The organism is Nitratireductor mangrovi (assembly GCF_007922615.2).
GTDB lineage: Bacteria > Pseudomonadota > Alphaproteobacteria > Rhizobiales > Rhizobiaceae > Mangrovimarina > Mangrovimarina mangrovi.
The window spans coordinates 3,523,336-3,549,278 of record NZ_CP042301.2; the positions used below are offsets into that span (position 1 = coordinate 3,523,336).

22 protein-coding genes and 1 tRNA gene are annotated in these 25,943 nt (G+C 65.1%); 10 read left to right on the forward strand and 13 right to left on the reverse strand.

What is annotated here, in order from left to right; translation table 11 throughout:
* Window positions 1-44 precede the first annotated feature (44 nt).
* From FQ775_RS17140 to serA, 6 genes are all read left to right on the forward strand, one after another.
* Window positions 45-1,106, forward strand: coding sequence for an SO2930 family diheme c-type cytochrome (locus tag FQ775_RS17140; protein ID WP_206064774.1), 1,062 nt, complete (start codon window positions 45-47; stop codon window positions 1,104-1,106).
* A gap of 139 nt (window positions 1,107-1,245) precedes the next feature.
* A complete protein-coding gene (gene glmM / locus FQ775_RS17145; RefSeq protein ID WP_146298599.1) occupies window positions 1,246-2,598 on the forward strand; it encodes a phosphoglucosamine mutase in 1,353 nt (450 codons plus the stop codon).
* 176 nt (window positions 2,599-2,774) lie between these two features.
* Window positions 2,775-3,599, forward strand: a complete 825-nt coding sequence (locus FQ775_RS17150) for an outer membrane protein (RefSeq protein ID WP_146298600.1) — start codon at window positions 2,775-2,777, stop codon at window positions 3,597-3,599.
* 177 nt (window positions 3,600-3,776) lie between these two features.
* The gene (locus FQ775_RS17155; RefSeq protein ID WP_146298601.1) at window positions 3,777-4,646 is read left to right on the forward strand and encodes an outer membrane protein; all 870 of its coding nucleotides are present in this window, start codon (window positions 3,777-3,779) and stop codon (window positions 4,644-4,646) included.
* Window positions 4,647-4,888: 242 nt separating this feature from the next.
* Complete coding sequence (locus tag FQ775_RS17160) at window positions 4,889-6,064, forward strand: phosphoserine transaminase (protein WP_146298602.1); 1,176 nt, start codon at window positions 4,889-4,891, stop codon at window positions 6,062-6,064.
* Window positions 6,065-6,274: 210 nt separating this feature from the next.
* Window positions 6,275-7,876, forward strand: a complete 1,602-nt coding sequence (gene serA, locus FQ775_RS17165; RefSeq protein ID WP_146298603.1) for a phosphoglycerate dehydrogenase — start codon at window positions 6,275-6,277, stop codon at window positions 7,874-7,876.
* Window positions 7,877-7,902: 26 nt separating this feature from the next.
* Here serA and FQ775_RS17170 read toward each other — a convergent pair whose 3' ends face one another.
* A complete protein-coding gene (locus tag FQ775_RS17170; protein ID WP_146298604.1) occupies window positions 7,903-8,796 on the reverse strand; it encodes a DMT family transporter in 894 nt (297 codons plus the stop codon).
* Window positions 8,797-8,988: 192 nt separating this feature from the next.
* On the opposite strand from FQ775_RS17170, the gene FQ775_RS17175 reads away from it, so the two are divergent.
* Both FQ775_RS17175 and FQ775_RS17180 read left to right on the forward strand, forming a co-directional pair.
* Window positions 8,989-10,287: an adenylosuccinate synthase gene (locus tag FQ775_RS17175; RefSeq protein ID WP_146298605.1), complete on the forward strand. Its 1,299-nt coding sequence runs from the start codon at window positions 8,989-8,991 to the stop codon at window positions 10,285-10,287.
* Window positions 10,288-10,361: 74 nt separating this feature from the next.
* On the forward strand, window positions 10,362-11,894 hold the full coding sequence (locus FQ775_RS17180) for a hypothetical protein (RefSeq protein WP_146298606.1): 1,533 nt from the start codon (window positions 10,362-10,364) through the stop codon (window positions 11,892-11,894).
* Between the two features lie 59 nt (window positions 11,895-11,953).
* Here the strand turns inward: FQ775_RS17180 and rpoH are convergent, their stop codons facing one another.
* Together rpoH and FQ775_RS17190 are read right to left on the reverse strand one after the other, a co-directional pair.
* Window positions 11,954-12,865, reverse strand: a complete 912-nt coding sequence (gene rpoH / locus FQ775_RS17185) for an RNA polymerase sigma factor RpoH (protein ID WP_146298607.1) — start codon at window positions 12,863-12,865, stop codon at window positions 11,954-11,956.
* Between the two features lie 171 nt (window positions 12,866-13,036).
* Window positions 13,037-14,044: an RluA family pseudouridine synthase gene (locus tag FQ775_RS17190; protein ID WP_146298608.1), complete on the reverse strand. Its 1,008-nt coding sequence runs from the start codon at window positions 14,042-14,044 to the stop codon at window positions 13,037-13,039.
* Window positions 14,045-14,149: 105 nt separating this feature from the next.
* Between FQ775_RS17190 and FQ775_RS17195 the strand changes: the two genes are divergently transcribed.
* Complete coding sequence (locus FQ775_RS17195; RefSeq protein WP_146298609.1) at window positions 14,150-14,542, forward strand: fimbrial protein; 393 nt, start codon at window positions 14,150-14,152, stop codon at window positions 14,540-14,542.
* A gap of 105 nt (window positions 14,543-14,647) precedes the next feature.
* Window positions 14,648-14,723 (forward strand) — tRNA-Glu (locus FQ775_RS17200).
* Window positions 14,724-14,759: 36 nt separating this feature from the next.
* Here FQ775_RS17200 and FQ775_RS17205 read toward each other — a convergent pair.
* The 10 genes from FQ775_RS17205 to FQ775_RS17250 form a co-directional block, all read right to left on the reverse strand.
* The gene (locus FQ775_RS17205) at window positions 14,760-15,437 is read right to left on the reverse strand and encodes a hypothetical protein (protein ID WP_146298610.1); all 678 of its coding nucleotides are present in this window, start codon (window positions 15,435-15,437) and stop codon (window positions 14,760-14,762) included.
* Window positions 15,434-15,934 (reverse strand): sigma-70 family RNA polymerase sigma factor, encoded by a 501-nt coding sequence (locus FQ775_RS17210; RefSeq protein ID WP_246730389.1) that lies wholly within the window; start codon window positions 15,932-15,934, stop codon window positions 15,434-15,436. Before FQ775_RS17210 ends, FQ775_RS17205 begins: the two co-directional genes overlap by 4 nt.
* Before the next feature lie 235 nt (window positions 15,935-16,169).
* A complete protein-coding gene (locus FQ775_RS17215) occupies window positions 16,170-16,553 on the reverse strand; it encodes a hypothetical protein (protein WP_146298612.1) in 384 nt (127 codons plus the stop codon).
* Window positions 16,554-16,712: 159 nt separating this feature from the next.
* Window positions 16,713-18,047 (reverse strand): S8 family serine peptidase, encoded by a 1,335-nt coding sequence (locus tag FQ775_RS17220; RefSeq protein WP_167813025.1) that lies wholly within the window; start codon window positions 18,045-18,047, stop codon window positions 16,713-16,715.
* Window positions 18,048-18,298: 251 nt separating this feature from the next.
* The gene (gene ftsH / locus FQ775_RS17225) at window positions 18,299-20,239 is read right to left on the reverse strand and encodes an ATP-dependent zinc metalloprotease FtsH (RefSeq protein WP_146298614.1); all 1,941 of its coding nucleotides are present in this window, start codon (window positions 20,237-20,239) and stop codon (window positions 18,299-18,301) included.
* A 108-nt stretch (window positions 20,240-20,347) separates the two neighbouring features.
* A complete protein-coding gene (tilS, locus tag FQ775_RS17230) occupies window positions 20,348-21,685 on the reverse strand; it encodes a tRNA lysidine(34) synthetase TilS (RefSeq protein WP_167813027.1) in 1,338 nt (445 codons plus the stop codon).
* A complete protein-coding gene (ybgF, locus tag FQ775_RS17235; RefSeq protein ID WP_146298616.1) occupies window positions 21,679-22,602 on the reverse strand; it encodes a tol-pal system protein YbgF in 924 nt (307 codons plus the stop codon). The genes tilS and ybgF overlap by 7 nt, the downstream gene beginning before the upstream one ends.
* Before the next feature lie 179 nt (window positions 22,603-22,781).
* Complete coding sequence (gene pal, locus FQ775_RS17240; protein WP_146298617.1) at window positions 22,782-23,279, reverse strand: peptidoglycan-associated lipoprotein Pal; 498 nt, start codon at window positions 23,277-23,279, stop codon at window positions 22,782-22,784.
* Window positions 23,280-23,511: 232 nt separating this feature from the next.
* Complete coding sequence (tolB, locus tag FQ775_RS17245; RefSeq protein WP_432420074.1) at window positions 23,512-24,813, reverse strand: Tol-Pal system beta propeller repeat protein TolB; 1,302 nt, start codon at window positions 24,811-24,813, stop codon at window positions 23,512-23,514.
* Between the two features lie 67 nt (window positions 24,814-24,880).
* Window positions 24,881-25,939 (reverse strand): cell envelope integrity TolA family protein, encoded by a 1,059-nt coding sequence (locus FQ775_RS17250; protein WP_146298619.1) that lies wholly within the window; start codon window positions 25,937-25,939, stop codon window positions 24,881-24,883.
* Between the last annotated feature and the right edge of the window lie 4 nt (window positions 25,940-25,943).

The window sequence follows — 25,943 nt, forward strand, 5'->3', positions numbered from 1 at the left end:
CCTTGGGCAGATGGTCGACTGGCGGCCGGTCGGCGCGTAGCGGCGTGGGTATCGCCAGACTCGCGGCTGCCCTCCTCGTTTCCGTCACTCTGTGCGCAGCCCTCGTCGTCCCGGCTCTCGCCGTCTCCGACGCGGCGATCCTCGCCGAGCGGCCGCCAAAGCTCCTCTCCGAATTTGGCTTCTTCGAGGATAGCCGCACTCAGAAGCCGGCCGAAGGCGTTGTTCCCTTCGCGATCAACACGCCGCTCTTTTCCGACAACGCGCTGAAGTTCCGCTTCGTCTACCTGCCCGAGGGCAAGGCGGCCCGCTACGACCCGCAGGAGGCCTTTGCCTTTCCGGCCGGCGCCGCGCTGATCAAGACCTTCGCTTTCCCGGCCGACATGAGGGAGCCGGACAAGGATGTGCGCCTGATCGAGACGCGGGTTCTGATCAGGCATGAGGACGGCTGGCAGGCCTGGGCCTATCTTTGGGACGAGGCCCAGCAGGACGCCGTGCTCAAGATCGCCGGCGCCAAGGTCGACATCGAGCTTGGCGGCATCGCGCCGGAGCCTGTTCGCTTCACCTATTCGGTGCCCAACAAGAACCAGTGCAAGGGTTGCCACGCGTTCAACGGCGAAATCGCGCCGCTCGGGCCCAAGGCACGCAACCTCAACGGCGAATTTGCCTATGCCGACGGCGCGGCAAACCAGCTCGAACACTGGAGCGCTGCCGGCATCCTGCAAGGTGCCCCGGCTCCGCGCGACGCACCCGCGGTTCCCGCATGGGGCGACGAGGCCGCGCCGCTCGAGGCCCGCGCCCGCGCCTGGCTCGACGTCAACTGCGCCCATTGCCATCGCCGCGAGGGGCCGGCCAGCAATTCCGGGCTCTTCCTGACCTATGGAGAGGATGACCCGGTGGCGCTTGGCATCGGCAAGCGGCCGGTCGCCGCCGGGCGCGGTTCGGGCGGCCGCGAATTCGACATCAAGCCCGGCGATCCGGACGGCTCGATCCTGCTCTACCGGATCGAAAGCACCGAGCCCGGCGTTATGATGCCCGAACTCGGCCGCGGCCTGCCCCAGCCGGACGCGGGCAAGCTGCTGCGCGACTGGATCGCGACGCTCCGTTAACCCTTTGTGAATTAAGCTCCTTCGCTTCGCCCCTGCGTCAAGAATCGGTTACATTGGCTTATACAATGTGATTCCTGCGTCGGCCGCGTCTGTGGCAGACCATTGAAGGGGCGCTTCAGAGGTGGGGAAATCGACAGGCATGTCGAGACGATATTTCGGAACCGACGGAATCCGCGGCAGGGCGAACTCGTTCCCGATGACCGCCGATGTGGCCATGAAGGTCGGCATGGCGGCGGGACTGTCGTTCCAGCGCGGCGACCATCGCCACCGTGTGGTGATCGGCAAGGACACGCGCCTTTCCGGTTACATGATCGAGAACGCGCTCGTCGCCGGCTTCTGCGCCGCCGGCATGGACGTTTTCCTGCTCGGCCCGGTGCCGACTCCGGCCGTTGCCATGCTGACCCGATCCCTGCGCGCCGACCTTGGCGTGATGATTTCGGCGTCGCACAACGCCTTCCATGACAACGGCATCAAGCTTTTCGGGCCAGACGGCTACAAGCTGTCGGACGAGATCGAGATGCGCATCGAAAGCATGCTCGACCGCGACCTGTCGGGCGAACTTGCCAGTTCGGAAGGCCTCGGACGGGCCAAGCGTATCGACGGCGTGCATGACCGCTATATCGAATTTGCCAAGCGGACCCTGCCGCGCTCGGTGTCGCTGGCCGGCATGCGGGTCGTCGTCGACAGCGCCAACGGTGCGGCCTACAAGGTGGCGCCGGCAGCCCTGTGGGAACTTGGCGCCGAGGTCATCGCCATTAATGACGAGCCCAACGGCCTCAACATCAACGATGATTGCGGCTCGACCCATCCGCTCAATCTTTGCAAGAAGGTGCGCGAGGTCAGGGCCGACATCGGCATCGCGCTCGACGGCGACGCCGACCGCGTGCTGATCGTCGACGAAAACGGCTCGGTCGTCGACGGCGACCAGATCATGGCGCTGGTCGCCGAATCCTGGCACCAGGCCGGGCGTTTGGCCGGCGGCGGCGTCGTCGCCACGGTGATGTCCAATCTCGGCCTGGAGCGCCGTTTAGATGATCTCGGCCTGCAGCTTCACCGCACCAAGGTCGGCGACCGCTACGTCGTCGAGCATATGCGTGCCAACGGGCTCAATGTCGGCGGCGAACAGTCGGGCCATATCGTGCTTTCCGACTATTCGACCACCGGCGACGGCCTTGTTTCGGCGCTTCAGGTCCTCTCCTGCATCAAGCGCTCCGACCGGCCGGCCAGCGAGGTCTGCCGCAAGTTCGAGCCGGTGCCCCAGGTGCTGAAGAATGTCCGCTTCAATGGCGGCAAGCCGCTGGAGACCGATTCCGTGCGCGCCATGATCGAGGACGCCAAGAGCCGTCTCGGCAAGGCCGGGCGTCTGGTGATCCGTCCTTCCGGCACGGAACCACTGATCCGTGTCATGGCTGAAGGCGACGATCGCTCGCTTGTGGAAAAGGTCGTCAACGACATCATCGGCGTCATCGGCACCGTCAAGACCGCAGCCTGACAACCCCCTCTGCCTGCCAGGCGCGTGGCACTATTGCCACGCCGGCTTCGACTGCTTTTCCACCAAACATGGTAAAGAAGCAGGGTTAAGCCGCCCTTAACCTTTGCAAATCATTATCCGGCCGAGTTCAATTGAACCCGGCGCGTATCGGGCCGGGCAAAGCAAAGGTGATCCTCATGACCAAGCATGCCAGGCTCACGCTCGTTGGCGCGCTTTTGATGAGTGGCGTGTCCGGAGCCTCCGCTGCCGACTACATCGAACCGCCGGTGGTCGAAATCCCGCCGCCGGTGGTCTACGAGGAGGTCGACCATGGCGGCTGGTACATCCGTGGCGATATCGACTATCACTGGTCGCGCTGGAATGACGCCGACTACGTCACCTATGCCCCGCCCGGTTACGGCAGCTTCGACTTCGGTGAACTGCGCGGCGCATGGTCCGTCGGCGCCGGCGTCGGCTATCAGATCAACCGCTACTTCCGCACCGACCTGACGCTGGACTACTGGGCGAAGTCGGACTTCAACGGCCAGACCTCCGGCGTCTGCGGCGGCGTGCCCTGCACCTCGTCCGACGTGTCGGCCTATTCGGCCTGGCTGCTGATGGCCAACGCCTACGCCGAGTTCGGCACCTGGCATGGCGTCACCCCTTATGTCGGCGCCGGTATCGGCGGTGCCCGCATCAAGTGGGACGACCTGCGCAACACGGTCGGCGGCGTGACCACCGTTCACGAAGGCTCCGCGAACTGGCGCTTCGCCTGGGCGCTGATGGCCGGCGCGTCCTACTGCGTGACCGACAATATCCTGCTCGATGCCGGCTACCGCTTCACGCATGTCAATGGCGGCCGCATGTTCGAATATGCGCCGATCGCCGGGCCGGGCTTCGACGAAGGCTTCGACGTGCATGAGGTTCGCGCCGGTCTGCGCTACCAGTTCGGCGGATCGAGCCGCTGCGCACCGCCGATCGCCTACGAGCCGCCTCCGATCGAGCCGCCGGTCTACAAATAGGCCGGCCTCCAAGGAAACCCGAAACCGCCCGGCGCCCCCGGGCGGTTTTTCTTTGTGTATCAGATATTTGGAAGATGCGCTCGGCGGCGTCATGCTTAACCGGCGCTTAACCACTATGGTTAACAATGCCTCACGAGACCGGCGGACCGATGGCCCGCTTTTTGCGGAGTGAGGTACATGACTTTTCTTTCTCGCATGATCCTGACGGGGACCGCGCTGGCGGTGCTGCCGATACCGTCGCTGATGGCCGCCGACTACGATCCCCCGATTTTCGTCGAGGAAGCGCCCGAATACGTGCCCGTGGAGGTCGGCTCCGGCTGGTACCTGCGCGGCGATATCGGCTATGCGGTCACGACCAGCGCCAAGGGACCATTCAACTACCGGACCTTCGACGCCCTGACCGCCACCTATGGCGCCTCGACCTTCGCAACGAGTTCGATCGACACCGGCTTCACCTTTGGCGGCGGCATAGGCTACCGCTTCAATGAGTGGATCCGCGCCGACGCAACGATCGAGGGTTTCCAGGGCAAGTTCGAAGGCACCACGACCAGCGCCCTTCCCTGCCTCGACCCGGTCGCCAATCCTGCCTATGTGGGCACGACCTGCCGCTCGGAGGACGAGGCCCGCTACAACGGCATGTCGATCATGGCGAACGCCTATGTCGATCTTGGCACCTTTGCCGGCTTCACGCCGTATGCCGGCGCCGGTGCGGGTTACACCTATCTGCGCTGGGGCGGGCTGAACAACGACACCTACTGCGTGGATGGCGGCGGAGCCTGTCCGCCGCCGCAGGCCTATATCTCCACGGTCACCCATCCGGGCGAGCAAAGCTGGCGCTTCACCTACGCTTTCATGGCCGGCGTCGCCTATGACGTCACCGATGTGCTGAAGCTGGATGTCGGCTACCGCTACCGCCATATCGACGGCGGCGACATGTTCCGCTTCGACCCGGCAAGCGTCACCGCCGGCGCGACCGGCATCCAGGGGACCGAAAGCGGCTTCGACCAGCACGAGGTCAAGGTCGGCATTCGTTACGAGATCTGGTAGACAACGACCAACTCGGAAACCATCAAGACGGCGGGGCGACCCGCCGTCTTTCGTTTGCGCCCGTCACCCCACGCCGCGATTCCCCCGCGCCGGCGGTTCCCACGCTGTCGACCCGGCGGCGAAAAAATGTTCCACATGCGACGCACGGTTTTCCCTTGACGCCGTCGCCGCGAAGCCCTAACGCCGTCCGTGGGCCACCCCTCCCCAACGAGGGGCGAGCTATCTGGAAGGATAGAACCACGATGACGACACATCCCAAGCCCGGATTCCGTCCGGCAAATCCCAACTTTTCCTCTGGTCCCTGTGCAAAGCGTCCCGGCTGGTCGGCCGAGGCCCTTGATATCGCGGCGCTCGGACGCTCCCACCGCTCAAAACTCGGCAAGGCGAAACTCGAACGCGCCATCGCGCTGACGCGCGAGGTGCTGCAGGTGCCATCTGATTACCGCATCGGCATCGTTCCGGCCTCCGACACCGGCGCCGTCGAGATGGCATTGTGGTCGCTGCTCGGCGCGCGCGGCGTCGACATGGTCGCCTGGGAGTCCTTCGGCTCCGGCTGGGTCACCGACGTGGTCAAGCAGCTCAAGATCGACGACGTGCGCCGCATCGAAGCCGACTACGGCGAACTGCCCGATCTCGGCAGGATCGACTTCGACCGCGACGTGGTCTTCACCTGGAATGGCACAACGTCCGGCGTACGCGTGCTGAATGGCGACTTCATTCCGGCAGAACGCGCGGGCCTGACCATTTGCGACGCTACCTCGGCCGCATTCGCCCAGCGGCTCGACTTCGCCAAGCTCGACGTCGTCACGTTCTCCTGGCAGAAGGTTCTCGGTGGCGAAGCCGCGCACGGCGTGCTGATCCTGTCGCCGCGCGCCGTCGAGCGCCTCGAAAGTTACACGCCGGCGTGGCCGCTCCCCAAGATCTTCCGCCTCACCAAGGGCGGCAAGCTGATCGAGGGCGTTTTCAAGGGTGAGACTATCAACACGCCTTCCATGCTGTGTGTGGAAGATTATCTCGACGCGCTCGAATGGGCGCGGTCGGTCGGTGGACTCGACGGGCTGGTCGCCCGAGCCGATGCCAATTTCGCCGTCATCGATGCCTTCGTCAAAAAGGCCGCATGGATCGACCACCTGGCGATCGTGCCGGAGACGCGTTCCAACACTTCGGTCTGCCTGACGATCTCCGACCCGGACGTCACCGCCCTCGAGAAGGACGCGCAGGCGGCGTTTGCCAAGGGCATCGTCTCACTGCTCGACGCCGAGGACGTGGCCTATGACATCGGCGCCTATCGCGACGCCCCTCCAGGTCTCCGGATCTGGGCCGGCGCCACGGTCGAGACCGCCGATCTCGAGGCGCTGATGCCCTGGCTCGACTGGGCTTTCGCGGTCAGGAAAGCCGAACTCAAGGCGGCGGCCTAACTGCGTCACCCCTCATTCGGCCGCTTCGCGGCCACCTTCTCCCACAAGGGGAGAAGGAGTCGCCGGCCTCAATCCCAAGAGCCAATCGAGGAACTGTCGATTGGCGAAAGCGACGGTGCAGTACCTCCCTTCTCCCCTTGTGGGAGAAGGTGGCCGCGAAGCGAAAGCGGATGAGGGGTTCTGACCCGCAACTACGAAGGAAAGGACATCATGGCCCCTCGCGTTCTTGTCTCCGACAAGCTTTCTCCGACCGCCGTGCAGATCTTCAAGGATCGCGGCGTCGAGGTCGACTATCTGCCCGACATCGGCAAGGACAAGGAAAAGCTCGCAGAGATCATTGGCGAATATGACGGCCTCGCCATCCGCTCCGCCACCAAGGTCACGGCCAAGCTGATCGAGGCAGCGACCAACCTCAAGGTGGTCGGGCGTGCCGGCATCGGCGTCGACAATGTCGACATTCCCGCCGCCTCGCGCCGCGGCATCATCGTGATGAACACGCCCTTCGGCAACTCGATCACCACCGCCGAACACGCCGTGTCGCTGATGTTCGCCGTCGCTCGCCAGATCCCGGAAGCCAACGCCTCCACCCATGCCGGCAAGTGGGAGAAGAACCGCTTCATGGGCGTGGAAATCACCGGCAAGACGCTGGGCGTCGTCGGCTGCGGCAATATCGGCTCGATCGTCGCCACCCGCGGCGTCGGGTTGAAGATGCATGTGATTGCCTTCGACCCGTTCCTTTCGGAAAAGCGCGCCGTCGAACTCGGCATCGAGAAGGTGGAACTCGACGAATTGCTGGCGCGCGCCGATTTCATCACGCTGCATACGCCGCTGACCGACAAGACGCGCAACCTCATCAACGCCAAGTCGATCGCCAGGATGAAGGACGGCGTGCGCATCATCAACTGCGCCCGCGGTGGCCTGATTGTCGAGAAGGACCTGATCGACGCCCTCAAATCCGGCAAGGTCGCCGGCGCCGGTATCGACGTCTTCGAGACCGAGCCGGCAACGGAGAACCCGCTCTTCGGCATGGAGAACGTCGTGTGCACCCCGCATCTGGGGGCGGCGACCAGCGAGGCCCAGGAAAACGTAGCCCTGCAGGTCGCCGAGCAGATGTCGGACTATCTGATCAAGGGCGCGGTCACCAACGCCATCAACATGCCCTCGATCACGGCCGAAGAGGCCCCGCGTCTGAAGCCGTTCATCAAGCTCGCCGAGGTGCTGGGTGCCTTTGTCGGCCAGGTCACCGACGACGCCATCAAGGAGGTCGAGATCCTGTTCGACGGGCAGGTGGCGACGATGAACACCCGTGCGCTGGTCAGCGCCGCCCTGGCCGGCCTGATCCGTCCGCAGGTTGCCGACGTCAACATGGTCTCGGCGCCGATCATGGCCAAGGAGCGCGGCGTCATCCTTTCGGAGATCAAGCGCGACAAGTCCGGCGTTTTCGACGGCTACATCAAGCTGACGGTCAAGACTGCTACCAAGACGCGCGCCATTGCCGGCACCTGTTTTTCCGACGGCAAGCCGCGCTTCATCCAGATCAAGGGCATCAACCTGGAAGCCGAGGTCGGCGAGCACATGCTTTATACAACGAATCAGGACGCGCCGGGGATCATCGGCCTGCTCGGCACCGTTCTCGGCAAGAGCGACGTCAACATCGCCAACTTCCAGCTCGGCCGCAACCGGGCCGGCGGCGACGCGATCGCGCTGCTCTATCTGGACGCGCCGATTCCGGAGGATGTGCTGGCCGAACTGCGCTCCAACCCGAAGATCGATTCCGCCAAGCCGCTGCATTTCGACATCAACGGCGGCTGAACAGATGGAAGGCGGTGGCGCGGCCGCTAGCGTCGCGCCACATGCCTTCCGGACAGTTCGGCGATCCAGATGCCGCCGAGCGCCAGCGCCAGTGCGATGGCATGGTAGGCATACAGCACCTCGCCGAGCACCAGGATCGACAGCAGGGTGCCGAAGATCGGCACCAGATTGATGAACAGCCCAGCCCGGTTGGGGCCGATCATCTCGACGCCGCGCACATAAAGGACCTGCGCCAGCAGTGACGGAAACAGCGCAATGTAGAGGACCGTCGCCCAGCCAACACTGTCCGGCCAGATCATCCCACCCGTGGCGAGTTCGGCCGCGGCGAAGGGGAGCGACGTCAATAGTGCCGCACCCGCCAGAACGATCATGAAACTCTGCCAGTGTATGGCCGGACGCAGCGGCAGCGCGACGGTATAGCCGGCATAGACGAGGATCGCGATCACCATCAGTGCATCGCCGAAGTTCAGCTGCAACCGCAGCAGCGTCGAAAGATCGCCATGGCTCACGGCCAGCGCTACGCCGCTGACGGTGAGAACGAAACCGGCGAATTGGCCGGCGGAAACGCGGGTCCGGAAAAACAGGAAGTTGAGCAGGAAGACCAGCATCGGGATACCGGCCTGCTCGATCGTGACGTTGATGGCGCTGGTGTGGGTGAGCGCGGTGTAGAGGGTGACGTTGAAGCAGGTGAAGCCGAAGAAGCCGAGTGTTGCCAGCAACACGAGATGACGGCGCACCAGGGCCCAGTCGGCGACCAGGTGACGATGCCCGATGGCGACAAGAAGCGCGAATGCGAACACCCAGCGCAACGTGGTCAACAGCAATGGCGACACGTGGCCGACGGCGAACTTGCCGGCCACGGCATTGCCGCCCCAGAACAGCATCGTCAGGATAAGGAAGATATAGGCTGTGCGGTGCATCCGGCTTGTCCAGTGGCGGGCCCTTCCGCCTATGGGGCACGAGCCGTGCTGTAAAGCCGCTCAGCGGGCGAATCGGTTGTGCCTGTCGTCGTTTCCCGGCAAACAGGGGCTCGCAACACGGCAATGCTGTCGCTATAGAGGCCCGTCCGTCACGAGCGGACGCAGAGCATCCTGTCCGGAGGGAAAGTTCGCATGGCGAATGTGGTGGTTGTCGGCTCGCAATGGGGCGACGAGGGCAAGGGCAAGATCGTCGACTGGCTGTCCGAGCGCGCCGATCTGGTGGTTCGTTTCCAGGGTGGCCACAACGCCGGCCATACGCTCGTTGTCGACGGCAAGGTCTACAAGCTTTCGCTGCTGCCCTCCGGCGTCGTGCGGCCCGGCAAGCTTTCCGTGATCGGCAATGGCGTGGTCTTCGACCCGCATGCCTTCGTGGCCGAGGTCGAGCGTTTGCAGGAGCTTGGCGTCGACGTCTCGCCGCAGCGCCTGAAAATTGCCGAAAACACCGCGCTAATTCTGTCCCTGCACCGGGAGCTCGACGGGTTTCGCGAGGACGCGGCCTCCAATTCGGGCACCAGGATCGGAACAACGCGCCGGGGCATCGGGCCGGCCTATGAAGACAAGGTCGGTCGCCGGGCGGTGAGGGTGATGGACCTGGCGGACCCTAACACCCTGGCCCTCAAGGTCGACCGGCTGCTCACCCATCACAACGCCCTGCGGCGGGGCCTGGGTCATCCCGAGGTGGAACACGGCGCCATCATGGCAGAACTCGAAACGATAACGGACAAGATCCTCCCTTATATGGACCGGGTGTGGAGGATTCTCGACGATGCACGCCGCTCCGGCGAGCGCATCCTGTTCGAGGGCGCGCAGGGCAGTCTGCTCGACATCGACCACGGTACCTACCCGTTCGTGACTTCTTCCAACACCGTCTCCGGTCAGGCGGCTACCGGGGCCGGCACCGGACCCGGCGCGATCGGCTATGTGCTTGGCATCACCAAGGCGTATACGACCCGTGTCGGCGAGGGTCCCTTTCCGACAGAACAGGACAACGAGATCGGCGACTTCCTCGGCGAACGCGGACACGAGTTCGGAACAGTGACCGGTCGCAAGCGCCGTTGCGGCTGGTTCGACGCCGTCCTGGTGCGGCAGTCGGTGGCCGTCAACGGCATGGACGGCATCGCGCTGACCAAGCTCGACGTGCTCGACGGCCTCGACGAGATCAAGGTCTGCACCGGTTACCGCCTCGACGGCCGCGAGATCGACTACCTGCCGGCAAGCCAGGGCGCACAGCAACGCGTGGAGCCGATCTACCAGACGCTGGAAGGCTGGAAGGACTCAACCCGCGGCGCGCGCAGCTGGAACGACCTTCCGGCGCAGGCGGTCAAATATGTGCGCTATGTCGAGGAACTGATCGGCGCGCCCGTGGCGCTGCTTTCGACGAGCCCCGAGCGCGAGGACACGATACTTGTGACGGACCCGTTTCAAGACTAGTTTGGCGCACCGGCGAAGTGGCGGGGAGCATTGCCGGATTCGCCGCAAGATAGAAAAGGACAGGTCGGCGACGAATGGCTGATTTCGTAGCGGTTCTGAAGAAGACGATCGATAATCTCGGCGACGCAACGCCCGAGACGCGTGAGAAGGTCTACCAGAAGGCCCGCGCGACGGTCGGGGCGCGGCTCGCTGCGATGAACCCGCCGCCGCCCGCCGCCGTGGCCGATCGTCAACGCCGCCAGCTCGAGGATGCCATCAAGGAGATCGAGCGCCAGTTCCAGACGGCCCAGGGCAAGGACAACGACCCTCTGGCCGAACTCGACGCCTTGTTCGCCGAACTGACACCGGCAAAATCCGGTGCCGCCAAGCAACCGCAGGCGGGTGAAGCGGCGAAGCCGGCGGCACCCCCACCGCGATCGCTCGCCGGCGCGCAACCGGCGACACAGGCCGTGAGCACGCCCGCGGCGGCCGTTGCTCCGCCGCCGGTCGGCCCAGAGCATTCGGAAGCCCCCGCCGAGGGGCCGGTGGAGATGGAGTTTGACACCCCGCCGCCACCGCCACCGCGCGCCTCCAACCGCCGCGCCCTGCCTGGCGGGACGGGTCGCTGGCTCGCGGCCGCGGTCGCCCTGCTGGTCATCGGGGGCGCCGGCTATGGCCTCTGGCTCAACCGCGACAGTTTCGCCGGCCTGTTCGGCAGCGCGCCGGCAGAGGTGGCAGAGGAAACGACTGCGCCGGTCGAACCGGAGCCCCTCGAGGAAGAGGCAGTAGCAGCAGCCGAAGAAGAACCCGAGGTTGCGGCCGCCGAGCCCGCCGATACCCAGCCGGCAGACGAAGATGGCGGCACGCAGAAATTCACCCAGCGCCTCAACCCGGACGGCAGCGAGACCGATCCGGGGCCGGCCGGCGGCGATGCCGAGGTCGGCGAAGGGACGTCGCTCGCTTCGGCAACGCAGCCGGGCGAGGAACCGCTGCCGGGCACCGGCGAGACCGCGGCCGCGGCGGCTGGAGACGAAGCTCCCGTCGAACAGGGCGATTCGTCGGAAGCGGCCGTCCTGGTCGGCCAGAAGGCGATTTTCTACGAGGAGCGTACCGCGGTTGCCGAAGGTACGGCCGATTCGGGGTCTGTCGTCTGGTCGATCGCCCAGGAGTCACCCGGCGCCGACCTGCCTCCCGAACCGGCGATCCGCGCCGAAGCGACCATTCCGGACAAGGATCTGCAGTTGCGCCTGACCGTGCGCCGCAATGCCGACCAGACCTTGCCGGCGAGCCATATCGTCGAGCTGATCTTCCTTACGCCGGAAAACTTCGCCAGCGGACCGATCGACAATGTACTGCGCATGACGTTGAAAGACACGGAGCAGGCGGCGGGCAGTCCCCTGCTTGGCATACCGGCGAAGATCGCCGACGGCTTCTTCCTCGTCGCACTCAACGATGGCGAGACCGAAGTCGAGCAGAATCTGAGGCTGCTGCGCCAGCAGAAGTGGATCGACGTGCCGATCGTCTACAAGTCTGGCCGCCGCGCCCTGATCACCATGGAAAAGGGTCTGCCGGGCGAAAAGGTCTTCGAGGAGGCGCTCAAGGCCTGGGAAGCCGCCTCAAGCGGCTGACCAGACTCCCGAAAAGCCGCCGCTGATCGAGCGACGGCTTTCTTTGCAGGAGGAAGCGCCTAGGCTTCAGCGTGCGCGTCGATCGTTCGCAGCGACTGCGCCTGTTTGCGCGCCGCTGCCTTGACCGCGTCCTGCACCTTTTCGAAGGCCCGCACCTCGATCTGGCGCACGCGTTCGCGTGAAATGTCGAATTCGGACGAGAGTTCTTCCAGCGTCAGCGGGTCTTCCGACAGCCGCCGCGCCTCGAAGATTCGCCGTTCGCGTTCATTGAGAACGGTCAGCGCCTCGTCGAGCATGCCGCGCCGGTTTTCCAGCTCGTCCTGCTCGACGAGCATGTCTTCCTGCGACTGGTTGTCGTCGACAAGCCAGTCCTGCCACTCGCCGGATTCGCCCTCGGTCGCACGGATCGGCGCATTGAGCGAGGCGTCACCCGAGAGCCGGCGGTTCATCGATACCACCTCTTCCTCGGAGACGTTGAGACGTGTGGCGATCTCGCTGACCTGCTCGGGATTGAGGTCGCCGTCGTCCAGCGCCTGAATCTTGCCCTTCACCTTCCTGAGGTTGAAGAACAGCCGCTTCTGGTTCGCGGTGGTGCCCATCTTTACCAGGCTCCACGAACGCAGGATGTATTCCTGGATCGCGGCCTTGATCCACCACATCGCGTAGGTGGCCAGCCTGAACCCGCGCTCTGGCTCGAACTTCTTCACGGCCTGCATCAGGCCGACATTGCCTTCAGAAATCACTTCGCCGATCGGCAAACCATAGCCGCGATAGCCCATCGCGATCTTGGCCACGAGCCTCAAATGGCTGGTGACCAGGCGATGCGCAGCGTCGGTGTCAGAATGCTCGTGATATCGTTTAGCGAGCATGTATTCTTCTTCCGGCTGCAACATCGGGAAGCGCCGGATTTCCTCGAGATAGCGGCTGAGGCCGCCTTCTCCGGAAACGATACTGGGTAGCGTCTGGGCCATAAAGCACCCTCCCTCTCCATCAAATTCAGCCCCCGTTTGGCGGGCCTCAGGGGCGCGGCCGCACGACAGCGCACCGCGACCAATGTAAATATAGGCACGATCTTGGCCATTTCACGGTGCGTTGCGGCACGAAAATGCTGCGTCACACAAAAGTGAACGCAAACTCTCAGCTTATCCGGCTTTGCGCAAGGCGTCCGCCAGTTCGGCCATGTCCCGCGGCAGGGGCGTCTCGAATCGCATTGTCGCACCGGAAGCCGGATGACGAAAGGCGAGCAGTCGCGCATGCAGCGCCTGGCGCGGGAACGCGGCGGCGACCTCGCGCGCCGCTTCCGGAAGCCGGTTCGCCTTGGTTCTGAAGGCGCGGCCATAATCGAGATCACCGATCAGAGGATGGCCGACATGCGCCATATGGACCCGAATCTGGTGTGTACGGCCGGTTTCCAGCCGGCAATCGACAAGCGATGCCGCGTATTCTCCGCCCGGCAACGGGCAAAACCGCTCGACAAGCCGGTAGTGCGTGACCGCGCGGCGCGCATCGGGATGACGTTCGGATACGACGGCGCGCCGCGTACGGTCGTTGGCCGCCCGTCCCAGAGGCACATCGATGGTGCCGGCGCTGCGTCCCGGCGCACCCCAGACCAGCGCCGAATAGGCCCGCTCCAGGTCACCCGAGCGCCCGTGATCGGCAAAGGCTTCCGCAAGAGCCCTGTGCGCAAGGTCGGTCTTTGCTGCCACCATGACCCCGCTGGTGTCCTTGTCGAGGCGGTGCACGATGCCGGGCCGTCTTACGCCGCCGATCCCCGACAGCGACGCCCCGCAATGGTGGATCAGCGCGTTGACCAGCGTACCGGAGGGATTGCCGGCGCCCGGATGCACGACGAGCCCGGCCGGCTTGTCGATGACGATCAGTTCGTCATCCTCGAAAAGCACCGTCAGGGCGATGTCTTCGCCACGCGGAACCGGATCCTGCGCCTCGGGAAGAACCAGCCGGACGACATCCTCGGGCGCCAGCCTGTGCTTCGTCTCCGTAACGACGATGCCGCCGACCTGCACCGCGCCGGACCGAACCAGAGCCTGGATGCGGTTGCGTGACAGTTCGCCATCAAGCCGCGCGGCAAGCCACTGATCGATCCGCTGACCGGCCGCGTCCGCCCCGGCGACGAATTCCCGGGCCTTCATCCCCTCGGCTTCGCGCCCATCGCTCAATGGCGCAGCCCTTTCATTCGGCCGCCGCCTCGGCTATCAGGAGCGCGCCGCGAAAGGGCCGCAACGGAACAGCGCCGCATGGATCGACCGAACATTTCCGCCGACGATCTTGACGAAAAGCCGCTCGATCCGGCCGCCGAGAAGGTGCGCCGCCGGCTGGTCCGCTTCATCGCCATCAATCTCGGAATCCTGTTCGTGGCCGTTATGGCGGTGCTGGCCGCCGTTGTCTACAAGGTCGGCTTGACCGACGACGGCGGACCGAGCGATGGCGCCGGCGTACCCTCGCCAGCCGAAACACCTTTCGTCGAGAAGACCATAGCATTGCCGACCGGCGCGACGGTCCTGTCGCAGGCAGTTTCCGGCCACCGGCTATCGCTGCATGTCAGGCTGGCCGGCGGCGGGGAGGCCGTTTTCGTCTACGATACCGCCGAAGGCCGCATGACCGGACGCTTCGACCTCGTCTCCGAGTAACAAGACACCCTGCTCACCGCGCCCACTGCCTCAGATTCCTTCGCCATCGACGAATCGCGATGTTGCAATCGGCGTTCCGACGGACTATATCGGCGCGGTTCCGAGGCTCCCATCGTCTAGCGGTCTAGGACGCCGCCCTCTCACGGCGGAAACACGGGTTCGAGTCCCGTTGGGAGTGCCATTTCCTTGCCTTCATCCCGACGCCCGCCGCACAGCTTCATTCGCTCGGCAACACCAGCGCGAACAGTCGCGGTTCCGCTTGCAGCAAGCCGGCGACCTCTTCCTGGTCTTCTGCATCGACGAAACGCAACTTGAAGAAACCGCCGGGGATCGGCCCGTCGACGATCCGGCCACCCTTCTGGTCGAGGAATGCCGAAAGCTCGTTGAAATCGACGTCGTTGGCCAGTTGCACCAGCATGGCGATGCCGCCTTCCTGCGTATCTTCCTCGCTGGCTACTGTGAAATTGTCCTTCGCGCCTGGCCCCACGAGCGACAGAATGACCCCTGCCTGGAGCGCTATCACCAGCGCCGCCGCGGCTGCGGCATAGGCCAGCCGGCGTGGCGAAAGCAGTTCGCCCAGCCATGCGCCGAAATGGGCGACAACGGACGGCTCCGCCGTCGCCGGTCGGGCCAGCGCCGCCGAGGGATGCGGTGTGGCGTTGAGCTGCGCCTCGAAACGCGCCTGCATGGACTGGGGCAATGCCTCCTCGGCGACGCCGTCCAGCTCTGCCGCCTGGTCCTCGAGCACCAGCTCGAAACTGCGCGCGAGTTCGGGATCGGCCTCGAGCGCGGCGGCGACGCGCCTCTCGTCGGCGGGTTCGAGCGTACCGGCCGCAAACCAAGGCAGCAGCAGTTCGATCTCCTCGCGTTCGGCGTCGGTCAGTTTCGTGTTCATGGCCAGCCTCTATCCAGTCCCGCCTGCGCCATCAGCGCCGACAGATTCTTGCGCGCATAGAACATGCGGGTTTTCACCGTGGCTTCCGCCGCGCCGGTTATCTCGCTGATCTCCTTCACCGACTTTTCCTGGTAGTAGACCAGGTTGATGACCTCGCGGTGCTCCTGCGAAAGCTGTTCGATACATTCGCGCAAACGCCTGCCCTTGTCGGCTTTCTGAGCCGTAACCTCGGGCGTGTCGCCAGGCGCCTCCCAATTCTCCAGAACCGTCTCGGAATCGACCGTCTCCCTCTGCCGTCGCCGCGCCGACAATGCCTTGTAGCGGGCGATAGCCAGGAGCCAGGTTGAGGCCTGCGAGCGCCCCTCGAAGCGGTTGCCGCCCTTCCAGACGTCGATGAAGACGTCGTTGGTCAGATCTTCCGCTGCCGCGCTGTCGCGCGTGAAACGCATGAGATAATGGAACACCCGCTTCGCATGCCGCGCATAAAGCACACGCATGGCCGCCTGGTCGCCGGCCTCGATGCGTCGAATAAGGCCCTCGTCCGTTTCCTGCGCGCCCTGCGCCAAACCGCGTCCCCTTTGTGTTTCGGCAGCCAGCCGCCATCAGGCCGGATGACGCCAGCCCGAGCCGAGTTTCGCTCATTTCGAAACGTTCTGCCATGTTTGCCTCCTGCCATTGTCTTACAAGGCAGCGGGCCCGCCATTTGTGCGGACCCGTGCCGTACGCCGGTGATTAGCGGGAAATGCTGATTCCGAACCCGCCGATGCCGATGGTGATCACGGTGCGGGTGCCGTTGCCATTGCCGATCGAGGTGATGCTGGTGCCGGTGCGGCGGTCATACGAGCTCGCCCACGGAACGCTGCGACGCTTGCCGCGAATCTTCATCGGCTTGCGATGCGGAATCCGCTTCACGACCTTGCCACCCTTGTTGCGGTGTGTCTCGATCCGCGATTCCTTGGGGCCGCCGCGCGAGGTGACGGTGGAACCGTCCGGATTGTGCAGGCGGGCGAAAGGCACCATGCCGCCGCCGTCGCGGGCGTGAGCAACCGTTGCGGGCAGAACCGACGTCGCCAGAATGCCGGAAACGAGTGCGGTGGTGATGAGCTTCGTGAACATTTGATCCTCCAGGGTTTGCTGCTTTGCGGCCCGAAGGCCATGTCTCTTGGTCGCGGCAGGGCTGGAAAGGTTCACGGAGGATCGCGAAAAAAAGCGCACGTGCCGTGCGACCTGGCATCAACGAATTGATTTTAAACTATATTATCTTGCAGACGCTGGTCAGGAACCAACCTGAACGATGGCCGTCCGAGCGTCCGGCAGGCCGGCGCCGAAGACCGGGTCGACCCCCGGATCACCGAGATCCCGCGATGTCGAGATCAGCGCCTCCAGGAGGTCGTCGGCGTCGATGCCGTTGGCGCGCCCAAGGATCAGCGCGGCAAGCCCGCTGATATGCGCAGCCGCCAGTGACGTGCCCGACGACACAGCGTAGCGCCCACCGGGCGCGATGCCGAGAATGTCGACGCCCGGAGCGGCAAGCGCCACGTAGGCCCCCTGGTTCGCCATGTCGAACACGGCGTCGGAACGATCCGTCGCAGTCACCGCCACCACCGTGTCGTAGGCGGCGGGGTAGAGCGGCGCGGCCTTGGGACCGGCGTTGCCAGCTGCCGCCACGGCAATCATCTTGCGCCGCGCCATGCCGTTGCTGCTGCGCTCGATCAGCGGATCCTTCGGCCCGGCGAAGCTCATATTGACAATGCGCGCGCCCCATTCCTCGGCCATGTCGATCGCCGACGCTATGGCCCAGGACGAACTGGTCGCGTTGCCGGCACTATCGACATCGAAGGCGGTAATGCCAAGCAGCCTCACATCCGGCGCGATGCCGACCAGCGTTCCCTTGGAAGCAATCAACGCCGCGATCGTGCTGCCGTGCTGGTGCGGCGCCGGGCGCTTGCCGGTGACGTCGGCGGTTTCAATCGCCGTGCCGTTGAACTCCGGATGGCTGCTGTCGACCGCGGAATCGATCACCGCGACCGGCACGTCGGCGCCGCGCGTCAGCTTGTGAGCCGCACCCACCGCCATGCGCGCCAGTGCATATTGCGGACCGCCCGATGCGGAATCCTGCTGCAGCTCGTAGATGTAGTTGGGTTGGGCGTAGACTACGGTCGCATCGTTCTCAAGCGCCGCGATCACCTGTCTTACCGAGCTGCCGTCGGCGATTTCGTAAAGATGCACCGTGATGCCCGCGAGCCGGAAGGTCGCGCCGTCTAGGTGGCGCAAATTGAGCCGCCGAACCAGTGCATCCATGCTCGACTGGGCCGCACTCAGCCGGTACCGCACGATCACCTGATCGTTGATGAAGCGGGCTTCGTCCGCCGGAGGCTGACCACTCGGCGCCGTCTCCCGTGGCACTGATCGAGCCTGAACGCGGCGCTGCGTGCGGCGGATCGTCTTGCGCGGCGTCGGCGGCTTTGACACCGCTTTCCTGGCCTTCGGCGCCGGCGCCGGCGTAGCGGCCTTCTTGGCCGGTTGTTCTTTCTGCTTGAAATCTCGCGGGTTCACGAGCAACGCGCCATCGCGCGCCGCCGCGATCTGGGCAGACGAGATAACCGCCATCGTCGCAAACGCCAGTGCAATCAGCACCACACCGGCACGAAGAGGAAAAATTGTTGCTGACCGACGAAGCATCGACCCACCGCCCTGCTTCTGATGATCCAAGCCGAGTCTAGCGCCATGGGACGCAAATGTCATCTTTTCGGGTTCGGTAGGCGAAAATGCGGCACGCTAACGCGTTTTCCACCGCTGCCGGATGAAAAAAGCCGCGGCGCCATGGCCGCGGCTTTTTCGCAACTTGGTCGGCGAGATCTTCAGCCTTGCGGCTGCGGCTCCATCCCGCCTTCGGGTTCGTCGCCGCCCTTCTTCTTGCCTTCGGCGCGGTGGCCGGCCTTGGGCACCGCCGAGCCGCGCGACGGCGGCGTGTCGTCGCCCTGGTCGCGCGACGGCTTCTGGCCCGCCAGCAACTGGCGAATCTCGTCGCCGGACAAAGTCTCGTATTCGAGCAGGCCTTCGGCGATCGCGATCCAGCCCTTCTTCTTCTTGGTCAGGATATCGCGCGCGGCATCATAGGCCTCGTCGATCAGCCGGCGCACCTCGGCGTCGATAATCTGCTGGGTTTCCTCCGACATGTTCTGCTGCCGCGCCACCGAGTGGCCGAGGAAGACCTCTTCCTGGTTGTCGCCATAGGCAACCTGACCAAGCTTGTCGGAAAAGCCCCAGCGCGTCACCATGGCGCGCGCCAGCTTCGTCGCCTGGTCGATGTCGGAGGCCGCACCGGAGGTGATGTTTTCCTTGCCGAACTTGAGCTCCTCGGCGACACGTCCGCCCATCATGATCGCCAGCCTGGAGATCATGTACTTGTAGCTCATCGAATAGCGGTCGCCCTCGGGCAGTTGCATCACCATGCCGAGCGCCCGTCCACGCGGAATGATCGTCGCCTTGTGCAGCGGGTCGGATGAAGGCACGTTGAGCGCGACAATGGCGTGACCCGCCTCGTGGAAGGCGGTCAGTTCCTTCTCCTCCTGGGTCATGGCGTGCGAGCGACGCTCGGCGCCCATCATCACCTTGTCCTTGGCGTCCTCGAACTCGGCCATGGTGACGAGCCGCTTGTTGCGGCGCGCCGCAAGCAGTGCTGCCTCGTTGACGAGGTTGGCAAGGTCGGCACCGGAGAAGCCCGGCGTGCCGCGCGCCAGCACCTTGAGGTCGACATTGGGGGCCAGCGGCACGTTGCGCGAGTGGACCTTGAGGATCTTCTCGCGGCCGGAGATGTCCGGGTTCGGCACCACCACCTGGCGGTCGAAACGGCCCGGCCGCAACAGCGCCGGGTCAAGCACGTCGGGCCGGTTGGTGGCCGCGATCAGGATGATGCCTTCATTGGTCTCGAAGCCGTCCATCTCGACCAGCAGCTGGTTCAGCGTCTGCTCGCGCTCGTCATTGCCGCCGCCGAGGCCGGCGCCGCGATGGCGGCCGACAGCGTCGATCTCGTCGATGAAGATGATGCAGGGCGCGTTCTTCTTGGCCTGCTCGAACATGTCGCGCACGCGGCTCGCGCCGACGCCGACAAACATCTCGACGAAGTCGGAACCGGAAATGGTGAAGAACGGCACATTGGCTTCGCCGGCGACGGAGCGCGCCAGCAGCGTCTTGCCGGTTCCGGGCGGGCCGACCAAAAGCACGCCGCGCGGGATCTTGCCGCCGAGGCGCTGGAACTTTTGCGGGTCGCGCAGGAACTCCACGATCTCCTCGAGGTCTTCCTTGGCCTCGTCGACGCCAGCCACATCGGCAAAGGTCACGCGACCATGCGCCTCTGTCAGCAGCTTGGCCTTCGACTTGCCGAAGCCCATGGCACGCCCGGAGCCCGACTGCATCTGGCGCATGAAGAATATCCATACGCCGAGGATCAGGATCATCGGCAGCCATGAAATCAGGTAGCCGAAGAGCGAGTTGGAGCCATCCGCTTCAGGTCGCGCATTGATGGTCACGCCGCGATCCTCGAGCCGGCTGACCAATGTCGGGTCGCCGGGCGAGTAGGTCTGGAAACTGCCGCCGCCGTCATTGTAGGTGCCGGTGATCCGTTCGCCGGAAATCGTCACCGACTTCACCCGCCCGTTGGAGACATCCTGGAGGAACTCCGAATAGGCGACCTCGCGCGAACTGCCACGTTGCTGCGGCGTCTGGAACAGGTTGAAGAGCGCGATCAGCAGTACGGCGATGATCGCCCAGAGCGCGAGATTGCGATAGTTCGGATTCATACGTTGCGTCCCGTACGCGTCTGAGGCGGCGACGCGCGTGCCTGGAAAACTATTCCGCCTAACATAGGGTCGGCCCCGCGCCTTGCCAAGCAATTGCGGCGGGCTCGGTTAAGGAGAATATGCGGCATTGTGACCGCGCAAAGGCGGTGGCGGAAAACGCTCCGCATCGAGGAGCACCGCGACGGCTTCGGCTAGAGCGAAATCGAACAACGGCAGGTAGCGCGCCCATGGCGCCGGCACACGCCGCAACACCTCCGCCGAGGCTTCTATCTCGCCGCCTCCCGACGGCTGTGCAAGCACCGGCTCGGCCGCCATGGCCAACCGTTGCAGCGAGACCGGCACGTCAGGCGAAGGTTCCGCCCGGCTCGTCGCCCGCTCGTGTCCGGCGGCCTCGACCCTAGCTCCCCGCGGCGCCGATCCGACGACACGGAAACGCCCGTCCCAGAGCAAGCCCGGCCGCGCCGGCGCCGCACTCGTCCAGCCGTTGCGGAATTCACGACGCAGGAAGATGCCGGCCTTGCGGTTGTCGATGACGGTGCCGGCGAGCGTGGCGCGCAACGGGCCGGTCGCAAGCCTTGTGCGCAGGTCTGCGACCCGCGCCTCGTCCGGCAGCTGTTCGCGTCCGCCCACGACAGCGATCAGCGCACGCAGCGCAAGCACGGCTGCCTCGCAGTCGGGATCATCGGGGAGTTCGGACGCCAGGCGCAGTAGCCCGGGCGAGGCCATACAGGCGTAATTCCCGATCAGCGCCGCCGCGCGCCGTCCCTCGTCGGTTCGCCGGCGCGCGGCTTCGTTTCCCTCCCGGATCAATTCCTCGAACAAGTTCGCGCCGCCCGATGCCATCTCGCGGCGTGCGCGCACACGCTCGAAGTCGGCGTTTTCGTTGCTCGGGTCGTCGGTCCACGACAGCCCCTCACGGCCTAGGTAGCCGCGCAAGGTCTTTCGCCGCTCTCCGAGCAAGGGGCGCAACAGCCACGTCCGCCCGCCAAGCAGTGTCGCCGGCGCTATACCCGCCAGCCCGCGCCCGGAGCGACGCGCGCGGCGCATTAGGACGGTTTCGGCCTGATCATCCAGCGTGTGGCCGGTGACAATCATCTGCGCGCCCGCATCGTGCGCGGCTTCGAGCAGGAGCCGCACCCGCGCCTCGCGCGCCGCCGCCATCAGTCCGGTCTTCGGCTTGTCGCCGGTCCAGTTTCTCACCTCGTGGTCGAGGTCGAGCCGATGGCAGATCTCCCCCACCGCTCGCGCCTCGGCCGCCGATCCGGCCCGCAGCCCGTGATCGACGGTGACCGCGAGCAGCCTTGTCCCGGGATGGTGACGTTTCAGATGTGAATGGAGGAGGATCAGTAGCGCGAGGGAATCACCCCCGCCGGAAACGGCGGCGATGACCGGCCGGGCCGGATCGAATTCGACGTTCGCGAGAAAGCGTTCAGCCGCGCTCAGCAACCCGCCAGGGCCTGCTCCGCCTTGACCCGCTCTTTCAGCGCCGGCGACAGGTTCTGGTAGCGCTTTCCGATCTCCTGATAGGTCGCGCATGCCACGTCACGCTGGTTGAGGGCGGCCAGCGACACGCCGAGCTTCAGGAGCATGTCGGGCGCCTTGGTCGATTGCGGATAGTCGCGGCTGGCGTTCAGGAAAATCTCCGCCGCCCCGCGGTACTCCTGCTTGCCGAGCAGCGCCTCACCGAGCCAGTAATGCGCGTCGGGCGTCTTCTCGTCATCCGGAAAGCGCTCGATATGCTCGCGAAATCCCGCCTCGGCGGTCGAATAGTCGCCCGACAGGATGAACGAATAGGCGTTGCGGTAGAGTTCGTCCGGATTGTCGGTATCGGGCAACGCGGCCACCACCGTTTCATCGCGAGCCTCGCCAGCGCCTTCGCCGGTCACCTCGACGCCCGGCAGCTCGTTGTCGGTCTCGACGGTACCGCCGGTCGGGTTGCCGTTCTCGTCGAACGTGATCGTACCGAGATTTTTCGGCAATTCACCGCGATCATTGCTCCCGGCCGACTCGTCTGTCGCACCGTCGGCGGCCTGCCGCTGTGGCGATGCCGCGCCGGCATCGGTGCGTTTTTCCTCGAGCTGCTGGAACCGGAACTCGTTGTCTTCCTGCATCTTGCGCACCTGTTCCTGCATCTGCAGGATCATGAAGGTCAGTTCCTCGACCTTGCCTGTGAGCTGGCGCACCTGCTCCTCGAGCTCACCGATACGCGGATCGTTGGCCTGCACCTTCAGGATCCGCGGCTTGGCCGCGCCATCGACCGCGCGCAGTCCCGTTACCGGCATTCCCGCCGGCCCGGCATGAGCGAGCGCGGAAAACGCGAACGGCAGTGCGACGGCCACCAGAAAAGTGATCTTCGATTTCATCGACTGTCCCGCTGTGGAATCTTGAGAGTTCGGGCCGCCCCGGCCCGCTCGTCGACATTATCAGGGCGCGCGAGTTCGGCCAAATTTTGTTTCGGCCCAACGCGCACCCGTTGATCCGGCTTGAAACGGCAAGAAGCGGCCCGCAGGGACCGCTTCTTTGCTGCTAAATGCCGCCCGGATCAGCTGCCGGCGCCGTTCAGCACCGTCACCGCCCGCCGGTTCTGAGACCAGCAGGAAATGTCGTCACAGACCGCAACCGGACGCTCCTTGCCGTAGGTGATCGTCTTGATCCGGTTCGATGCAACGCCGCGCGCCACCAGGAAGTCGCGTGTCGCGGCGGCACGCCGGGCGCCAAGCGCCAGATTGTATTCGCGCGTGCCGCGCTCGTCGGCGTGGCCCTCGATGGTGATTGCGTAGGAGCCGTACTGGCCCAGCCACTGTGCCTGCTTGGCCAGCGTCGCCTGGGCATCGGCGCGGATCAGCGACGAGTCGGTATCAAAAAAGATGCGGTCGCCGACATTGACCGTGAAGTCCTGCGCCGAGCCGGGCGTTGCCGCGCCGAGGCCGAGGTCGGCCGGGTTGTTGGGAATTTTCTTGGATGCGCAGCCGGCAACCGCCAGGGCCATGAAAAGCGCCATGGCCGCGGGATTCCTGCTGAGCGCTGCGATACGGCGCATGACCGCCACTCCTTCGCATTATAAGGGTTTCTTTGACCTTCCAGTAACCACGGCTGGGTTAACCGGCGCACAAGAAACGAGGTTAATTTTCGGTTGCTCCCCTGGAGCGCGCCCGTCCTACCGGCACACTTGGCGCGCAAACTATGCCAAAATGCGGCGGAAACACGGCCCTTTGTGCGCGCCCGGTCACGATTTTGCGCAAGAACAACGCTTTTGCGTCTGGCGCGGCGCCTCAGTCGAGCAGTGGCGACCAGGCCGGATCGGAGGCGAAGTTGGGGCTGCCGATCCTCTGCTCGTTGCGGCCGGTCAGATCGATCGAATAAAGCTGCGGCCCGGCCGCGCCGGCTGGCTGGCGGAAGAACATGATCACCCGGCCGTTGGGCGCCCAGGTCGGCCCTTCCTGGCTGAAGCCGCTCGAAAGAATGCGCTCGCCGGACCCGTCCGTGCGCATGACGCCGATCTGAAACTCGCCGCCCGACTGCTTGGTGAACGCGATCAAGTCGCCACGCGGCGACCACACCGGGGTCGAATAGGCGCCATCGCCGAACGAGATGCGGCGCTGGTTGGAGCCGTCGGCGCTCATCGCGTAGATCTGTGCGCGGCCGCCGCGGTCCGAGGTGAAGACGATCTCGCTGCCGTCCGGCGAATAGGACGGCGAGGTGTCGATCGCGTTTGAATTGGTCAGCCGGGTCGTGGTCCGGCTCCTGAGGTCCAGCGTGTAGATATTGGAGTTTCCATCGTCACGCAGAAGGCTCATGATCACCTTCTGCCCGTCTGGCGAAAAGCGCGGCGCGAACGTCATGCCCGGGAAATTGCCGACGAGTTCGCGCTGCCCGGTCTCGATCTGCAGCAGGTACACCTGCGGCTGCCCGCTCTCGTAGGACATGTAGGTGATTTCCTGGCGGTTGGGCGAGAAGCGCGGCGTCAGCGCGATCGCACGACCGTCCGACAGATAGCGCACATTGGCGCCGTCCTGGTCCATGATCGCCAGCCGCTTGCGGCGCTGGTTCTTGGGCCCGGACTCGTCGATGAAGACGACGCGCGTGTCGAAATAGCCCTTCTCGCCCGTCAGCCGCTCGTAGATGGAATCGGCGATGATGTGAGCGACGCGGCGCGTGTTCGCCTTGGAGGCAAAGAACTGCTCGCCGATCATCTGCTGCCCGGCGAAGGTGTCCCAGAGGCGGAACTCGGCGCGAACGCGGCCGTCGGCTTCTTCGGTGACGCGGCCGGTGACCAGCGCCTGCGCGTTGATCACCTTCCAGTCCTCGAAGCGCGGCGCCGCGTCGGGATTGGATATCTTCTCGATGAAGGCGCCACGGTCGATCGGCGCGAACAGGCCCGAGCGCTGGAGATCGGCCGCAACGATATCGGAGATCTCCTTGCCGAGCGCACCGGCCGACAGGAATTCGGTGATGGCGATCGGCAGCGGCTCGATGACGCCCTTGTTGACGTCGATCTCGACCAGCGCACGCGCCGGCGCGACCATGGCGGCGCCCGACACGGCAAGCGCAAGCGCCAGGAGCACGGATTTCATCGTCAGCTTCATCACTATCCCTTCGTCTTGTCGTCAGGGGCGGGCTGCGGCAGTGCCGATCAAAGCCCTAGAACATATCGCTGGGATCGAAATGGACAATCACTTCGGCCCAGGTATCGTATTTTTCGCTCGGCAGATTGAACGGTTCGCACTTCTGCACCGCGCGCACCGCCGATTCGGCGGCGATGCGGCCGGGGCCCGATGAAGCGCCGCCCTCGATGATCTCTGGCCGCCCCTCGAGGTTGCCGGCGCGGTCGAGTTGGAAGCGCACCGACACCTTCAGGAGTTCGTAATCGACGATGCCGGCGGGTATGGCCCAGCAGCCGGCAAGCTTCTGCCGCAACCCGTCCATCTCGCTGCGTGACAGCTTCTCGGCATTGCGCCGCGTTTCGGCGCCCAGCGAGGCTTCCCGCGTCGAGCGCTTGGCGCCACCGCCGGAGGGCTTTTCCTTGTTGAGCAGCGCGGCGACGTCGTCGAGCAGTTCGTCGGAGCTTTCCGCCAGGTTCGCGGCCTGCTTTTCGGCCGGCTCCTGCGCATCCTTGCGTTCCGGCGCCTTGGCCGTCTGTGCCTGCGGCGGCTGCGGACGGGCTTCCGGCGTCGGCGCGGTATCGGGAAGCCTAGTTGCCTCGGCCTCCGGGTTTTCCGCAACGACGGTCTCGGCGACCGGGTCGGGCTCGACCTCCTGCTTCGGCTGCGGCTCGGGCGTCACCTCGGTCGCCGGCACCGGCGCGGGCTTTTCCTCGGCGGCCTTGGCCGGTGCGGGCTCCGGCTCGGGGTCGGGCTGCGGCGCCGGCTCTGGCGGCGGCTCGGGCAACGCCGCGGTCTCCACCGGCCTCGGCTTGGGTTCCGGCGTCGGCGCAACTTCGGTGTCGACGGTGTTCTCTCCCGCGCGTTGCGCCTCCTCGACCACTTCCGGGCGCTCGGTGGGCAGCGGCGCCGGCGTCTCGCGCGCCGGAGCTTCCTTCTCGCCTTCCTGGATCCGGGTCCATTCCTCGATCGGAATGGTGTCGACCATCACCGCTTCTTCCTCGACCGTCTCATAGGCGCGCGGCGCCGAGAGGGTGACGAGGCCAAAGCCCAGAAGCACCGCATGCATCGCCGTCGAGGTGACGAGGCCGACCTTCATGCGA

Excerpts from the sequence above, each read along its gene's own strand:
- FQ775_RS17190 (WP_146298608.1), bottom strand. The coding sequence starts at position 14,044 with ATGAAGGCCCGGGAATTCGTCGCCGGGGCGGACGCGGCCGGTCAGCGG.
- glmM (WP_146298599.1), top strand. The coding sequence starts at position 1,246 with ATGTCGAGACGATATTTCGGAACCGACGGAATCCGCGGCAGGGCGAAC.
- ftsH (WP_146298614.1), bottom strand. The coding sequence starts at position 20,239 with ATGAATCCGAACTATCGCAATCTCGCGCTCTGGGCGATCATCGCCGTA.
- FQ775_RS17215 (WP_146298612.1), bottom strand. The coding sequence starts at position 16,553 with ATGTTCACGAAGCTCATCACCACCGCACTCGTTTCCGGCATTCTGGCG.
- FQ775_RS17180 (WP_146298606.1), top strand. The coding sequence starts at position 10,362 with ATGGCTGATTTCGTAGCGGTTCTGAAGAAGACGATCGATAATCTCGGC.
- ybgF (WP_146298616.1), bottom strand. The coding sequence starts at position 22,602 with ATGAAATCGAAGATCACTTTTCTGGTGGCCGTCGCACTGCCGTTCGCG.
- FQ775_RS17150 (WP_146298600.1), top strand. The coding sequence starts at position 2,775 with ATGACCAAGCATGCCAGGCTCACGCTCGTTGGCGCGCTTTTGATGAGT.
- rpoH (WP_146298607.1), bottom strand. The coding sequence starts at position 12,865 with ATGGCCCAGACGCTACCCAGTATCGTTTCCGGAGAAGGCGGCCTCAGC.
- pal (WP_146298617.1), bottom strand. The coding sequence starts at position 23,279 with ATGCGCCGTATCGCAGCGCTCAGCAGGAATCCCGCGGCCATGGCGCTT.
- FQ775_RS17205 (WP_146298610.1), bottom strand. The coding sequence starts at position 15,437 with ATGAACACGAAACTGACCGACGCCGAACGCGAGGAGATCGAACTGCTG.
- serA (WP_146298603.1), top strand. The coding sequence starts at position 6,275 with ATGGCCCCTCGCGTTCTTGTCTCCGACAAGCTTTCTCCGACCGCCGTG.
- FQ775_RS17155 (WP_146298601.1), top strand. The coding sequence starts at position 3,777 with ATGACTTTTCTTTCTCGCATGATCCTGACGGGGACCGCGCTGGCGGTG.
- FQ775_RS17250 (WP_146298619.1), bottom strand. The coding sequence starts at position 25,939 with ATGAAGGTCGGCCTCGTCACCTCGACGGCGATGCATGCGGTGCTTCTG.
- FQ775_RS17195 (WP_146298609.1), top strand. The coding sequence starts at position 14,150 with ATGGATCGACCGAACATTTCCGCCGACGATCTTGACGAAAAGCCGCTC.
- FQ775_RS17160 (WP_146298602.1), top strand. The coding sequence starts at position 4,889 with ATGACGACACATCCCAAGCCCGGATTCCGTCCGGCAAATCCCAACTTT.
- tolB (WP_432420074.1), bottom strand. The coding sequence starts at position 24,813 with ATGAAATCCGTGCTCCTGGCGCTTGCGCTTGCCGTGTCGGGCGCCGCC.
- FQ775_RS17170 (WP_146298604.1), bottom strand. The coding sequence starts at position 8,796 with ATGCACCGCACAGCCTATATCTTCCTTATCCTGACGATGCTGTTCTGG.
- FQ775_RS17175 (WP_146298605.1), top strand. The coding sequence starts at position 8,989 with ATGGCGAATGTGGTGGTTGTCGGCTCGCAATGGGGCGACGAGGGCAAG.
- FQ775_RS17220 (WP_167813025.1), bottom strand. The coding sequence starts at position 18,047 with ATGGCGGTTATCTCGTCTGCCCAGATCGCGGCGGCGCGCGATGGCGCG.
- FQ775_RS17210 (WP_246730389.1), bottom strand. The coding sequence starts at position 15,934 with ATGCGTGTGCTTTATGCGCGGCATGCGAAGCGGGTGTTCCATTATCTC.